Below are 13,440 nucleotides of genomic sequence, written 5' to 3'. Positions count from 1 at the left end.
GTTGAAGGCCCCTAATATTTGAAGATTATGGTTTACTCATTGATGGAGCAACCAAAGGTGCCAGTTTGCCGGACATCCAGTCGGCAATAAAATTCTGAGCCGCTTGATTTGGGTGAAGCCCGTCATCCTGCATCCATTCCGGTTTAATCGCTACCTGTTCCATAAAGAAAGGCACTAACGGAATATCCGCCTGTTTCGCAAGTGCGGGATAAATCGCGTAAAACGCATCGTTATAGCGTTTACCGTAATTGGGCGGCAGGCGTATTTGCATCAAAAGCGGTTCGGCGTTGGACTGTTTAACCCGCGTCACTATTTGATTCAGCGTCTGACTGATGGTGGGCGGAGCGAAACCGCGCAGGCCGTCATTGGCGCCCAGCTCAATCAATACCCAGCGTGGATGATGCTGCTCAAGCAGCCCCGGCAGACGAGCCAGACCCTGCGCGGAAGTATCACCGCTGATGCTTGCATTAACTATGTCAGGCATACCGCCACGCTTTTTCCACTGCTCGTTGAGCAGCGTGGGCCACGAGGTGTTTGCCGGTAAACGGTAAACCGCACTTAAACTATCGCCTACAATCAGCAGCGTATCAGCAGCAACGGCGCGAAAACTTAACATTCCCATCAACAGAAGGAAGGGAAGATGCCAGCGGAAAACGTACTTGAAGTTCATCATCTTAGTAAACACGTCGGTCAGGGGGAACATGAGTTATCCATCCTGTCCGGTGTTGAGCTGGTTGTCAAACCCGCTCAAACTATTGCGCTGATCGGCGAGTCGGGTTCGGGGAAATCAACATTACTGGGCATTCTTGCCGGGTTGGACGACGGCAGCAGCGGCGAAGTGACGCTACTGGGTAAACCCCTTACCTCGCTTAATGAGGAGGGACGAGCCGCGCTGCGGGATAAAAATGTCGGCTTTGTGTTTCAGTCATTTATGTTGGTGCCCACTTTGAATGCCTTGGAAAACGTTCAACTTCCCGCCTTATTGCGCGGTGAAACCGATGCCAGCAGCCGGGAGCAGGCGGTGCAATTACTGAACCAGCTTGGGCTAGGCAAGCGCTTGCACCATTTACCGGCCCAACTTTCCGGCGGCGAGCAGCAACGGGTCGCCTTGGCGCGTGCTTTTATCGGCAAACCGAAACTGCTGTTTGCCGATGAGCCGACGGGTAATCTTGACCGTCAGACCGGTGAACGCATTGCCGATCTGCTGTTCTCGTTTAATCGTGATAATCATACGACACTGATTCTGGTGACCCATGACGAACAATTGGCGGCGCGTTGCCAAAGGCGACTGCGGCTGCGTGATGGAAAACTGTGGGAGGATGCATGATTTGGCGTTGGTTCTGGCGTGAATGGCGTTCCCCGTCGCTGCTTATTGTTTGGCTTTCCCTGACGCTCGCTGTGGCCTGCGTTCTGGCGCTGGGCAGTATTAGCGACCGAATGGATAAAGGACTCAGTGAGCAAAGTCGCGACTTTATTGCCGGTGACCGAGTGTTGCAGTCTGCACGGCCCATTACAGAGGCCTGGATCGCCGATGCGCAGCAGCAGGGTTTAAAAGTCAGCCGCCAGCTGTCGTTTATGACCATGACTTTTGCCGGTAATACGCCACAGCTGGCGTCGGTGAAGGCTACTGACTTGGCGTACCCCCTTTATGGCAATCTGGACACTCAGCCCGCGGGCATGAAACCGCAGCCAGGTACGGTGCTGGTCGCGCCTCGACTTTTGGCGCTGCTTAACCTGAAAGTGGGTGATAATCTCGACGTTGGCGATACCACACTACGTATCGCAGCCGTTATAAATCAAGAGCCTGACTCGGGTTTTAACCCGTTTGAGACGGCGCCACGAATTATCATGAATTTGGACGATGTGCCGAAAACCGGTGCTGTTCAGCCCGGTAGCCGCCTCACCTATCGCTACATGTTTGCCGGTTCGGCACAGAGTATTCAGAGCTATGGTCAGGCAGTGAAAGGTCTGCTGCGTCCGGATCAGCGCTGGTACGGTATGGAAGAGTCTGACGGTGCACTCAGCCGTTCATTGCAGCGTTCACAGCAGTTTTTAACGCTGTCGGCTCTGTTGACACTCATGCTGTCTATCGCCGCCGTGGCGGTGTCGATGAGTCACTATTGCCGCAGTCGCTACGATTTGGTGGCGGTGCTGAAAACGTTGGGGGCAGGGCGTCGGGCACTGCAAAAACTGATTATCGGCCAATGGGTGGCGGTGCTTTTACTTGCCGCCGTGGTGGGCAGTATTATCGGGCTCGGATTTGAAGCCTTGCTTATGAAAATGCTCGCGCCGGTTCTGCCTAGTAAATTGCCTGCCGCGGGCCTGTGGCCTTGGGTATGGTCGATGGGGGCGCTGGTGGTAATTTCGCTGCTCGTGGGTTTACGACCCTATCGTCAACTGGTTGCTACGTTACCGCTGCGCGTACTTCGCCAAGATGTGGTTGCCAATGTTTGGCCGTTACGCTATTTCCTGCCGGTAATTACCCTCGTGGTGGTCGGATTGCTCGTGGCATTAGTGGGCAACAGCGCTCTGCTGTGGGCGTTGCTTGGCGGAATTGTCGTGCTTTCACTGCTGTTGGGCGGCATTGGCTGGTTGAGCCTGCTGCTGCTGCGCCGTTTAACCGTGAGTCACCTGGGGTTGCGTTTAGCCATCAATCGTTTGCTTCGCCAGCCGTGGATTACGCTCAGCCAACTGGCCGCGTTTTCGATGTCATTTATGCTGCTGGCCCTGTTGCTTGTGCTGCGCGGTGACTTGCTTAGTCAGTGGCAGCAACAACTTCCTCCCGACAGTCCAAACTATTTCCTGCTCAACATCACCAAGGAGCAAGTGCCGCAGGTCACCGATTTTCTACGTCAGCATAAGGTCGAGCCTGACACTTTCTATCCCATAGTGCGCGTCAGGCTGACTAAAATTAATCAGCAGAATGCCACCAACCTGATTAAACCAGGCGATTCAGGCCGTGAAGCCATCGACCGCGAGCTTAATCTGACCTGGATGGAGGGATTGCCCACGCACAATCAGGTCATTCAAGGCAGTGGATCGCCGAAAGCTGGCGAGGTATCCATCGATCAGGGTATTGCTGAACGGTTGGGCATTAAACTCGGTGATACTGTGACGTTTAGCGGCGACACGCAGGATTTCAGCGCCAAGGTTACCAGCATGCGCAAAGTCGATTGGGACAGCCTGCGACCCAACTTTTACTTTATCTTCCCACCGGGGGCGCTCGATGCACAGCCGCAAAGCTGGCTGACAAGCTTCCACTATCAGCAAAGTGGGCCAATGCTGGTTGAGTTAAACCGCCAGTTCCCAACCCTTAGCTTGTTGGATATTGGCACTATTTTGCGCCAAATCGGTGACGTGCTTCAGCAGGTGAGCCGCGCGCTGGAAGTGATGGTAATACTGGTTATTCTCTGCGGCGGTTTGCTATTACTGGCTCAAATTCAGGTCGGTATGCGCCAGCGCCGGCAGGAGTTGGTTGTTTATCGCACGCTCGGTGCCAGTAAAAAACTGCTGCGCAGCACGCTATGGTGTGAGTTTGCAGTGCTGGGATTGGTCGCCGGCATTGCTGCTGCCGTGGGGGCAGAAGCTGCGCTTTGGCTACTGCAACGCAAAGTGTTCGATTTCCCTTGGCAGCCAAACATGGTGCTGTGGTGGTCAGTGCCCATCACGAGCGCCGTACTGTTGTCGCTGTGCGGAAGTTGGTTAGGCGTTAGGCTGTTGCGAGGAAAGGCGTTGTTTCGTGGTTATCAAGGTTAATGAAGGTATTAACTAATAACCAATAGATTTCAAGCTGCAGGTAGCTAACCCATCTGCAGCTTGAAAGAGGCAGAATATGACTAAAGCTTCTCTAGAGCCCAAGCTATTGCACTGGTATATTCCGCCGGCAGGAGGGGAACCAGTGCCTGTAGGTTATCTTTGAGTAGCACAGGACTCGCGTCGTTGAGATTAAGGTGTCCAACTTTGCGTCCGGTGCGCACTTCTTTGTCATACCAGTGCAGATGCACCAGCGGTTGACTCAGCCAGGCGGTGTTCACATCGGTTCCAATCAGATTCACCATCACCGATGGCGTACTGACAACCGGCGTTGGCAAGGGCAGCGCGAGAATCGCTCGCAGGTGCAGTTCAAACTGGCTGATGGATGCACCATTTTGCGTCCAGTGGCCGCTGTTGTGCACACGCGGAGCGAGTTCGTTAATCAACAAACCCTCAGGAACAATAAAACATTCCATCGCCATCACGCCAACATATTCTAGCTCGTTCATAATGGCCGACAGCATCGACTCAGCCTGCTGCTGTTGCGCGGTATTCGGCGTGGGTAAGGCCACGCTGGTGCGTAGAATACCGTCCTGATGCAGGTTGTGGGTCAATGGATAAAATACTGTTTTTCCATCGTGTCCGCGCGCGCCAACCAGTGAGACTTCACCAGAGAAATTAATGCCCCGCTCGACGATGCACTCACCGTAGCAGTCATCTGGCAGCGTCGTTTCTTCACCCTGACGAAAACGCCACTGTCCACGGCCGTCGTAGCCGCCAACGCGACGTTTAACAATCGCCAGTTCGCCCAGGTGGGCATAAATATCTGCCCATTCTGCGGCATCGCCCAGCAGCTGCCACGGCGCGGTAGCTAAACCTAATTGGTCGAGCAGCTGCTTTTGGGTCAGTCGGTCGGCCAAGCGTGGGAAAATATCACGATTCACAAAGCCCGTGTGGCTTGCCAACTCACGGGTTAACGCGGTTTCTGGCCAGCGCTCAATTTCAGCGGTGATCACACTATTTTGAAAAGGAACGGCTTCAGGTTCGGCGTCGATACCCACCGGATAAACGGCGATACCTAACGGTTCACCTGCCTGACGCAGCATGCGGCCTAACTGACCGTTTCCGAGTACGCATACCGGCTTCATGCTTCCTCCCGTGGGTCGGGATTATTCAGGACTTCGTCAGTTTGTTCTTTGCGCCAGGTGGCTAATGCACCCGCAATGCGGCTGTCGTGCAGCGCCAAAATTTGTGCGGCAAGAAGGGCCGCATTTGCCGCACCCGCTTTACCAATGGCCAGCGTACCGACTGGAATACCGCGCGGCATTTGTACGATGGAATAAAGACTGTCAACGCCACTCAGCGCTGCACTTTGTACCGGCACACCTAGCACAGGAACCAGCGTTTTTGCCGCGATCATGCCCGGCAGATGCGCAGCACCACCAGCACCGGCGATGATCACATCCAGCCCATTTTCAGAGGCCTGCTCGGCAAAGCTGAACAATTTGTCCGGCGTGCGGTGAGCGGAGACTACCTCGACATGAAAAGGAATATTCAGCGTTGTGAGGACGTCTGCAGCGAACTGCATGGTAGCCCAGTCACTTTTAGACCCCATGACGATAGCGATTTTTGCCGGGGTAACGTTGGATGTCATGCCTGTAAAGCTCCTGTGATTGTGCAAGCATTGTCAGGTGGCGGTACAAACAAAATGTTTACCTGACCGAGAGGGCGCAAATAATAGCACGTCAAAACCGCAAGGAAAACGGTTGCGTCGCCGTAATCTAGCGAAGATTCTGCAATCACTTAGTGTAATCAAGGGGGAATAAATCCCTTGATTATTGGTATAGGTTAAAACGGGAAGGTAATAAGTTCTACGCCATCGGCGCTCACTTTCACGACAGAACCTTCTTCGTGCCAGGCTCCGAGCACGGCACGATGGCCTAGCGCTTCCCCGAGCTCAACATTGTGAATGGCTGGACGGTGAGTATGGCCGTGGATCATCCATTCAACGCCGTGTCTCTGCATTTCTTGCACCACCGCGTGCTGGTTAACATCCATAATTGTCAGATCTTTATGGCTGTTTGACGCCTTACTTCCGGCACGCATCTTGGCGGCAATCTGTAGTCGCCACTTAAGCGGGAGCATGAGGAAAAGTTTTTGGATAAGAGGGTTATGTACTTTTTTGCGAAACTTTTGATAGCCAACGTCGTCAGTGCACAAGGTATCGCCATGTAAAATCAGCACTCGACGTCCATAAAGTTCAAGTACCTTCTTTTCCGGCAATAACGTCATCAGGCTGTCGCGGGCAAAACGCCGGCCCAGCAAAAAGTCTCGATTACCGTGAATAAAAAAGCAGGGAATGCCCTGTTGATGCAATGTATTGAGCGCGCGGGCGATTTCGGCGTGTAGCGGCTGGGGGTCGTCATCGCCGATCCAAGCTTCGAACAAGTCACCCAGAATATAGAGCGCTTCCGCCTGTGGCGCATCTTCGCGTAAAAAACGCAGAAAACCGGCAGTAATTGCCGGTTCCTGTGCGCAAAGATGGATATCTGCGATAAAAAACGTTGTCATTCCTGCGTCACGTTATTCGCTAACGGTAACGCTTTTGATGATCACGTCTTCTACTGGTACGTCTTGGTGCATGCCGCTGCGGCCCGTTTTCACTGATTTGATTTTTTCAACAACATCCAAACCGCCGGTCACTTCTGCAAATACGCAGTAGCCCCAACCCTGAGCGTTTTGACCGCTGAAGTTCAGGAAATCATTATCAGTCACGTTGATGAAGAACTGCGCGGTGGCGGAATGTGGATCATTGGTACGCGCCATTGCCAGCGTGCCGCGGGTGTTTTTCAGACCGTTGTTCGCTTCGTTCTTGATAGGTGCATCGGTGTTTTTCTGGTTCATGCCAGGCTCAAAACCGCCGCCCTGGATCATGAAACCGTTAATTACACGGTGGAAAATAGTGTTGTCGTAGAAACCTTTACGGCAATAGTTCAGGAAGTTTTCAACGGTGACTGGCGCTTTGTCAGCAAAGGTGTTGATAACGATGTCGCCGTGATTGGTGTGAAAAGTGACCATAATAATCATCCTGCTTTTGTAAGTGTTTACTCATTGATGAGGCAGTACTATAGCCTTTTCTTATACCATAACTCAAAAGTAGCCGTCAGCCCCTAGTGTTTAAGAGGGCAATTTAAGACAGAATGACGAACACAATTGACGGCTTAGTTGTTATATTATAACAATAACTAAGTGGCCAATATGCATATGCCGCGGCTTATAACGTTTCAGCAGCGTGCTTTTCGTTATATTATGACCGGTATACGTGTAACTATTTGCCATTTATTCACACTATAATTACCCACAACACAATTGGAATAGCTCGATGCTGAAGATTTTTAACACCCTGAGTCGCCAAAAAGAGGAATTTAAACCAATTCATGCCGGAAAAATCGGCATGTACGTGTGTGGGATTACCGTTTACGACCTCTGTCACATTGGACATGGGCGTACTTTTGTTTCTTTCGACGTGGTGGCGCGCTATTTACGTTATTCCGGCTATGCGCTGAAATATGTCCGTAATATCACCGATATTGACGATAAAATTATTAAACGTGCTGCCGATAACGGTGAAGGTTTTAACGATCTCACCAACCGTATGATCGCTGAAATGCATGCTGATTTCGACGCATTAGGGATCCTGCCTCCGGATCTGGAGCCGCGCGCGACTCACCATATTCCCGAGATCATTGAGATCGTCCAGCGTTTGATCGACCGCGATCACGCCTACGTCGCCATCAACGGTGACGTGATGTTTTCGGTGGAGAGCGATCCTGAATACGGATTGCTGTCTCGTCAAGATCTCGACCAACTTCAGGCCGGTGCGCGCGTTGAAGTGGCTGATGTAAAACGTAATCCGATGGATTTCGTGCTGTGGAAAATGTCCAAAGAGGGCGAACCAAGCTGGAATTCGCCTTGGGGTAACGGTCGTCCAGGTTGGCATATTGAGTGTTCGGCTATGAACTGCAAACAGTTGGGGTCGCATTTTGATATTCACGGCGGTGGCTCTGATCTGATGTTCCCGCACCATGAAAATGAAATTGCCCAGTCAAGCTGTGCGCACGATGGTCCTTACGTTAATACCTGGATGCACTCGGGTATGGTAATGATCGATCGCGAAAAAATGTCAAAATCACTGGATAATTTTTTCACCGTCCGCGACGTACTGAAATACTACGACGCCGAAAGCGTGCGCTATTTCCTGATGTCGGGTCACTATCGCAGTCAGTTAAACTACAGCGAAGAGAACCTGAAGCTGGCGCGTACTTCAATGGAGCGCCTCTACACTGCACTGCGTGGCACCGATTCAAGTGCTGAACCCGCAGGTGGCGAAGCCTTCGAAGCGCGTTTTCGCGCCGCAATGGATGATGATTTCAACACGCCGGAAGCCTACTCGGTGCTGTTTGACATGGCGCGCGATATTAATCGCCTGAAGGCTGAAAATCCGGCTGCGGCCAACGGCTTGGCGGCTGAATTACGTCGTTTGGCGGGTGTGTTAGGCCTGTTGGCGCAGGATCCGGAGCAGTTCCTGCAGTCCGGTGCGCAGGCTGACGACAACGGCGAAGTGGCTGAAATCGAAGCGTTGATCAAGCAGCGCAACGACGCACGTGCCAGTAAAAACTGGGCCATGGCCGACCAGGCTCGCGACCGTTTAAACGAGATGGGTATCGTGTTAGAAGATGGGGCAGCAGGCACCACTTGGCGTCGTAAATAAATCTTCAGATTTACAGTTCGGTTTTCCCAATAAAAAAACGGCGGTTAATGACTTAACCGCCGTTTTTTTGCGTTATCAACTGAGCTGATTACGCGGAGGCTTTAACCACCATTTTGCTGCTGGCGAATTCAACCTGCTGATCGGCCAGAATTTTGCAACGCTTGCGGGTTTCGACCTTCCCGTTAACCTTAACCTGACCTTCGGCAATCACCGCTTTAGCCGCTGCACCGCTCTCGCACCAGCCCATAAATTTGAGCAGGTCGCAGAGTTCAACGTGCGGGTGAGATTCGAGAAAAAAAGTTTCCATGCCATCCTGTCTTAGTGAGTATTCACGTCGTGATATTCCTCGCAAGCCTGCAAGGTATTTTGAATAAGTGTAGCAACAGTCATAGGACCAACGCCACCTGGAACCGGCGTAATGAAAGATGCGCGCTCGGAGGCCGCTTCAAATTCCACATCGCCGACTACTTTACCACTTTCCAGACGGTTAATACCGACATCAATCACGATAGCACCCGGTTTGATCCATTCTCCTGGAATAAAGCCCGGCTTACCGACCGCGACCACCACCAAATCAGCATTCTCGACGTGGTGTCGCAGATTTTTCGTGAAACGGTGCGTGACGGTCGTGGTGCAACCTGCCAGCAGCAGCTCCATACTCATTGGACGACCTACAATGTTTGATGCGCCAATGACCACAGCATTCAGGCCAAAGGTGTCAATATTATAACGCTCAAGCAACGTCACAATGCCGCGCGGTGTGCAAGGGCGCAGCTTTGGTGCACGTTGGCATAGACGCCCGACGTTATAAGGATGAAAACCGTCTACGTCTTTGTCCGGATGAATATTTTCGAGTACTTTTACGTTATCAATACCCGCGGGCAAGGGAAGTTGCACCAGAATTCCATCGATTGCGTCGTCGTTATTCAGTTGGTCGATCAGCGCCAGCAGTTCAACTTCAGTGGTGGTCGCAGGCAAGTCGTATGAACGGGAAAGGAAACCAACCTCATCACAGGCTTTGCGTTTGCTGGCAACATATATTTGTGATGCCGGATTTTCGCCGACCAGCACGACGGCCAGTCCAGGGGCGCGTTTACCCTGCGCGAGGCGTTGCTTTACTTTTTCACCGACTTCGCTTCTGACCTGCTGCGCAATCGTTTTACCGTCAATAATCTTTGCTGCCATCTGGGGAGAAATCCATCTTTTAAAAAATGCGGGGGATGCGCCTATTTTGTCAGAACATGCGGCTGCTGTCAGGCGTTGAATGGCAATAAGCTGAACAGATAATAGTCAGGTCGCTGGTTTTTTTAACACTAAACCCTAAAAATGCGTGACAGACCGGTGAGTTAATCATTTTATAACGAATGTAGTTGAGTCCGATATTTCACAGAGTAAATAAGGAAACACAGTCATGACACGTAAAGTGGGCATTATCGGCGCAGGCCACGTGGGTGCAGATACCGCATTTTCACTGGTCACGCAGGGCCTGTGCGACGTACTGGTTCTGATCGATGAAAATGAAAGTAAAGCCACCAGCCAGGCACTCGAATTACAGGACATGGCATCATTTTCCTCTTCCCGTACCGCAGTGATCGCCAATAATTATGCCGCGCTTGCAGATGCAGACGTGGTGGTGATGGCGATTGGGCCCAAAACTCTGCTGCGTGAAGACCGTCTGGAAGAGCTGGCCGAAACACGTGCAGTGGTAAGCGACGTGACGCCAAAAATCATGGCCAGCGGATTTAACGGTGTAATTATCAATATCACCAATCCGTGTGATGTCATTACCCAAGTTATTCAGAAAGTTAGCGGACTGCCGCATGCGCAGGTTTTTGGCACGGGTACTTCGTTAGACACCGCACGTATGAAGCGCGTGGTGGGGGAGTTCTTCAACCTGGACCCTAAGAGCGTTAACGGCTACGTGATGGGCGAACACGGCGAATCGCAGTTTGTTGCCTGGAGTACGGTCAACGTTGGCGGTTGCCCGGTGAGTCAATTAGCGGGTGAAAGTCAGGCGGATTGGCAGGCACTTGAATCTTCGGTGCGCGGCGGTGGCTGGGCAATATTACAGGGCAAGGGCTGGACCAGTTTTGGCATCGCAACGGCAACCGCTCAGTTAGTCGATGCCGTATTATCAGACGCGCAAAGCGTTTATCCGATTGCCGCCTGGGACGAAACCCAGCAGGTATATATCGGGCAGCCTGCCATTATTGGTGGCCAAGGTGTTGTTAAAAGATTGCAACCGGTGCTGGCGACTGAAGAAGCAGCAGCTTATCGCGCCTCGGCCGAGATTATCCGTGGTGCATTTGAAAGCAATTAAGTAACCAATAATCAGTAAGCGAAAATTCACGACGCTGAGCGCCTTCATATTGAAATTTATTTAATTTCAGGCGGCTCGGTGGTCATTTTAAGATAAATTACGGCTAAATTGCTCAGGCATTAAGCAGTAAGCGCGAAAGCCATTGACTCGACACTGGCGGCCCGTATAATCCGAGTCCGCTGTACTGCCTTTTAGCAGTCTAATGCGCCCTTAGCTCAGTTGGATAGAGCAACGGCCTTCTAAGCCGTAGGTCACAGGTTCGAGCCCTGTAGGGCGTACCATTTCGAAGTAAACAGACGTCAACTGACGTCTTTTTTTATGCCTGAAATTCAGTGATTTGGCTGATTTTAGCGCGTCGAAATTCTCTCAGAGTCTACCTACATCTACCTGCATCAAGTAGTATCTGTTGGTATATGTGATGGTATATCCTCGTTCAATGAAATCTTGTACCAACAGCCAGCAACGGAGGGCCTCTAATGGCATTAACCGATGTGAAGGTAAGAAGTGCAAAGCCCACGGATAAGCCTTACAAACTTACCGATGGCGAAGGCATGCATTTAATGGTTCACCCCAATGGATCTAAATACTGGCGTTTGCAGTACCGCTTTGACGGTAAGCAAAAGATGCTAGCGTTGGGTAGCAGTTTTTTTTCCTTTAAAGGAGCTACGTATTTTTTGCGTATCCATTTCTGTCTCGATGGTGTCAGAGTGTAGTTCTTACCGCGCTGATAACTTGCAGGTTTGTTTGAGTCTGTTCGGTCATTGTCCTATCTAATTTTGTGGAGCTGGAGGGGGAACCCCAGAGCGCTTTCAGTAGTACTGTGGATATTCGCATCCAATTGATTTGCTGATCTATTTAAGAAATTTCTTTGCCAAGTAAAGTATTGTTTTTCACTTTCAAATAAACAAAAAAATGGTATATAAAACTATAACCATTGAAAAATCAACGAGTAAATCGATGACAAGAACCCCGAACCTAAGAGTCAACGAGAAAACATTGGCAAAAATGCTCAAAGTAAAAGCGGCTGAGATCTTTCATGCAGAAAAAACGGGAAGAAAATTTCGAGGTCTTATATTGCCTATCAAAAATTCCAGAGGATATCGAATTGGTGAGGTGATGGATTTTATAGACAAGCTTAATCTCTTAAAGCAATTTTAACGCTGTACTAGGGGTCAGTTTGGATATCGAAAATTATTGTACGTTAAGGTGATTTTTTGTACCTCTGAGCTGTGGTAGGGCTTGACCACGTTGTCAGGCAGCTTTGAGCGACACTCGCCCTTACTGAAGCCATAAAAAACTTGTCGAATGTCTCAGGGCGTGAAGCGGACATCAGCTCACATACTGCTGAGCCCAAAGACTATGCCACCTTCAAGATACAAAGCCTCGCTCTCGGCTGACTCCCAAAAGATAATGCATCCTGCTGCGTTGAGCTCCAATTGCAGTCTTTCCTCCCTTCTAAATCAAATCCCCCACATGCCGGCTTCGTTAATGACATCGCGTTGCCACCCCTCACGTCTATGGCATCTAACGGTGCACGAATACGCGATATTGCCCTTTTTCATATCCAGCATCCCTTAAAATATAGCCATGATTTTTGTATTGAATAATAGAATGAGACCGTGCATGCCTAGAGGTAATCGGTTTGCCTGAAAAGAGTGATGCAAGCAGATTTTTTATTTAAGTTCGATTTGATCAATTAAATAGCGCCACCACTAATTCATTGAAATTAAAGGATTTTACATTGAATTTGAAACTAAATTAATTTTACCTCATATATAAAATAAATTTTAACAAAAGGTATTGACTTTTTTTTTGTATTAAATCACACTCAATGGAGTTAAACTTCATTTACAAAACACATTGGGATTTAAACTCCGAAGTATTTTTTCCTCTGTGGATAGTTATCAATAACATGCTTGATTTTATGTTCAAGCATGTCTTGACGCGTACTTAAAAGATTAATGATTCACTCAACTTTGAAATATAGAAGTAAAAAAATTAAAAAATAATCACACACATCGTACAAAATAAAAAAAGAGCGCCTCATAATGAAAAAAATGTTTTTATTATTTTCCGTTGTCTTAGCTACACTACTCTCTTTCAAATCCCAAGCTCTTACTTTAAATGGATTCGGTGGCTATCGCAGTGGTAGTCATGCCTATGAAACACGTTTAAAATTAAGCGAGAATTGGAAATCAGGATGGTTTGCAAGTCTAGAAACAGATAGTTTTAACAAAACTCATGAAAACAGCAATGAGCCTTTTGGATTAAGCTATAATGAAATAGATACAAATTATACAATTCACCTTACAGATAAACTATCTCTTAAGCCCGGTCATTTGCTTCACTGGAGTTCGACCGGCACACGTTTGGGACCCTACCTTAAACTGTCATATGATGTTAGAAAAGACCTTAATCTAGGGATACGTTATCGTTACGATTATAACCTGTTTCATTCAACAGATTTAAACGGTAATAATTCCAGAGCACAACAACAACGATGGGATGGTTATGTAACCTATCAGATCAACGATAAATGGATGACTGCATGGCAAACAACAGTTTATACATATGTTAATGATTATCGATATAACAA

At 49.5% G+C, this 13,440-nt stretch carries 12 protein-coding genes, 1 tRNA gene and 1 pseudogene; 7 read left to right on the top strand and 7 right to left on the bottom strand.

From position 1 onward, the window contains the following. Positions 1–25: 25 nt before the first annotated feature. Positions 26–673: a multifunctional acyl-CoA thioesterase I/protease I/lysophospholipase L1 gene (tesA, locus tag BS639_RS08825; protein ID WP_055778198.1), complete on the bottom strand. Its 648-nt coding sequence runs from the start codon at positions 671–673 to the stop codon at positions 26–28. On the opposite strand from tesA, the gene ybbA reads away from it, so the two are divergent. Beyond that, positions 641–1,327: a putative ABC transporter ATP-binding protein YbbA gene (gene ybbA, locus BS639_RS08820; RefSeq protein WP_084982919.1), complete on the top strand. Its 687-nt coding sequence runs from the start codon at positions 641–643 to the stop codon at positions 1,325–1,327. The genes tesA and ybbA overlap by 33 nt on opposite strands. Then, a complete protein-coding gene (ybbP, locus tag BS639_RS08815) occupies positions 1,324–3,756 on the top strand; it encodes a putative ABC transporter permease subunit YbbP (protein WP_084982873.1) in 2,433 nt (810 codons plus the stop codon). Before ybbA ends, ybbP begins: the two co-directional genes overlap by 4 nt. An 80-nt stretch (positions 3,757–3,836) precedes the next feature. Here ybbP and purK read toward each other — a convergent pair whose 3' ends face one another. From purK to ppiB, 4 genes are all read right to left on the bottom strand, one after another. After that, positions 3,837–4,901: a 5-(carboxyamino)imidazole ribonucleotide synthase gene (gene purK / locus BS639_RS08810; RefSeq protein WP_084982872.1), complete on the bottom strand. Its 1,065-nt coding sequence runs from the start codon at positions 4,899–4,901 to the stop codon at positions 3,837–3,839. Continuing rightward, positions 4,898–5,407, bottom strand: coding sequence for a 5-(carboxyamino)imidazole ribonucleotide mutase (gene purE, locus BS639_RS08805; protein ID WP_055776955.1), 510 nt, complete (start codon positions 5,405–5,407; stop codon positions 4,898–4,900). The genes purK and purE overlap by 4 nt, the downstream gene beginning before the upstream one ends. Positions 5,408–5,601: 194 nt before the next feature. After that, on the bottom strand, positions 5,602–6,324 hold the full coding sequence (gene lpxH / locus BS639_RS08800) for a UDP-2,3-diacylglucosamine diphosphatase (RefSeq protein WP_055776958.1): 723 nt from the start codon (positions 6,322–6,324) through the stop codon (positions 5,602–5,604). 12 nt (positions 6,325–6,336) lie between these two features. Next, positions 6,337–6,831, bottom strand: a complete 495-nt coding sequence (gene ppiB / locus BS639_RS08795) for a peptidylprolyl isomerase B (protein ID WP_055776963.1) — start codon at positions 6,829–6,831, stop codon at positions 6,337–6,339. 304 nt (positions 6,832–7,135) lie between these two features. Between ppiB and cysS the strand changes: the two genes are divergently transcribed. Further along, positions 7,136–8,524 (top strand): cysteine--tRNA ligase, encoded by a 1,389-nt coding sequence (gene cysS, locus BS639_RS08790; protein WP_055776966.1) that lies wholly within the window; start codon positions 7,136–7,138, stop codon positions 8,522–8,524. Positions 8,525–8,612: 88 nt separating this feature from the next. Here cysS and ybcJ read toward each other — a convergent pair whose 3' ends face one another. Together ybcJ and folD are read right to left on the bottom strand one after the other, a co-directional pair. Beyond that, entirely contained in the window at positions 8,613–8,831 is a 219-nt protein-coding gene (ybcJ, locus tag BS639_RS08785) for a ribosome-associated protein YbcJ (protein WP_009638470.1), read from the bottom strand. Positions 8,832–8,842: 11 nt separating this feature from the next. Continuing rightward, positions 8,843–9,709: a bifunctional methylenetetrahydrofolate dehydrogenase/methenyltetrahydrofolate cyclohydrolase FolD gene (folD, locus tag BS639_RS08780; protein WP_055776969.1), complete on the bottom strand. Its 867-nt coding sequence runs from the start codon at positions 9,707–9,709 to the stop codon at positions 8,843–8,845. A 226-nt stretch (positions 9,710–9,935) separates the two neighbouring features. On the opposite strand from folD, the gene BS639_RS08775 reads away from it, so the two are divergent. The 4 genes and pseudogenes from BS639_RS08775 to BS639_RS08755 all read left to right on the top strand — a co-directional run. Beyond that, the gene (locus BS639_RS08775) at positions 9,936–10,844 is read left to right on the top strand and encodes an L-lactate dehydrogenase (RefSeq protein ID WP_084982871.1); all 909 of its coding nucleotides are present in this window, start codon (positions 9,936–9,938) and stop codon (positions 10,842–10,844) included. Positions 10,845–11,048: 204 nt separating this feature from the next. Beyond that, positions 11,049–11,125, top strand: a tRNA-Arg gene (locus BS639_RS08770). A gap of 195 nt (positions 11,126–11,320) precedes the next feature. Beyond that, positions 11,321–11,482 (top strand): annotated as a pseudogene (locus tag BS639_RS08765) (Arm DNA-binding domain-containing protein); the annotation flags it as partial. Positions 11,483–12,892: 1,410 nt separating this feature from the next. Beyond that, positions 12,893–13,440: oligogalacturonate-specific porin KdgM family protein (locus BS639_RS08755; RefSeq protein WP_139804071.1), on the top strand; the 548-nt coding region annotated here is incomplete at its 3' end.

This window comes from Rouxiella silvae (genome assembly GCF_002093625.1).
GTDB lineage: Bacteria > Pseudomonadota > Gammaproteobacteria > Enterobacterales > Enterobacteriaceae > Rouxiella > Rouxiella silvae.
The sequence above is the reverse complement of the archived record's forward strand: the minus strand, read 5'-3'. Positions and strand labels throughout refer to the sequence as shown.

Coding starts and splice junctions, on each gene's coding strand:
- ybbA (WP_084982919.1), top strand. CDS start 641: ATGCCAGCGGAAAACGTACTTGAAGTTCATCATCTTAGTAAACACGTC.
- tesA (WP_055778198.1), bottom strand. CDS start 673: ATGATGAACTTCAAGTACGTTTTCCGCTGGCATCTTCCCTTCCTTCTG.
- ybbP (WP_084982873.1), top strand. CDS start 1,324: ATGATTTGGCGTTGGTTCTGGCGTGAATGGCGTTCCCCGTCGCTGCTT.
- purK (WP_084982872.1), bottom strand. CDS start 4,901: ATGAAGCCGGTATGCGTACTCGGAAACGGTCAGTTAGGCCGCATGCTG.
- purE (WP_055776955.1), bottom strand. CDS start 5,407: ATGACATCCAACGTTACCCCGGCAAAAATCGCTATCGTCATGGGGTCT.
- lpxH (WP_055776958.1), bottom strand. CDS start 6,324: ATGACAACGTTTTTTATCGCAGATATCCATCTTTGCGCACAGGAACCG.
- ppiB (WP_055776963.1), bottom strand. CDS start 6,831: ATGGTCACTTTTCACACCAATCACGGCGACATCGTTATCAACACCTTT.
- cysS (WP_055776966.1), top strand. CDS start 7,136: ATGCTGAAGATTTTTAACACCCTGAGTCGCCAAAAAGAGGAATTTAAA.
- ybcJ (WP_009638470.1), bottom strand. CDS start 8,831: ATGGAAACTTTTTTTCTCGAATCTCACCCGCACGTTGAACTCTGCGAC.
- folD (WP_055776969.1), bottom strand. CDS start 9,709: ATGGCAGCAAAGATTATTGACGGTAAAACGATTGCGCAGCAGGTCAGA.
- BS639_RS08775 (WP_084982871.1), top strand. CDS start 9,936: ATGACACGTAAAGTGGGCATTATCGGCGCAGGCCACGTGGGTGCAGAT.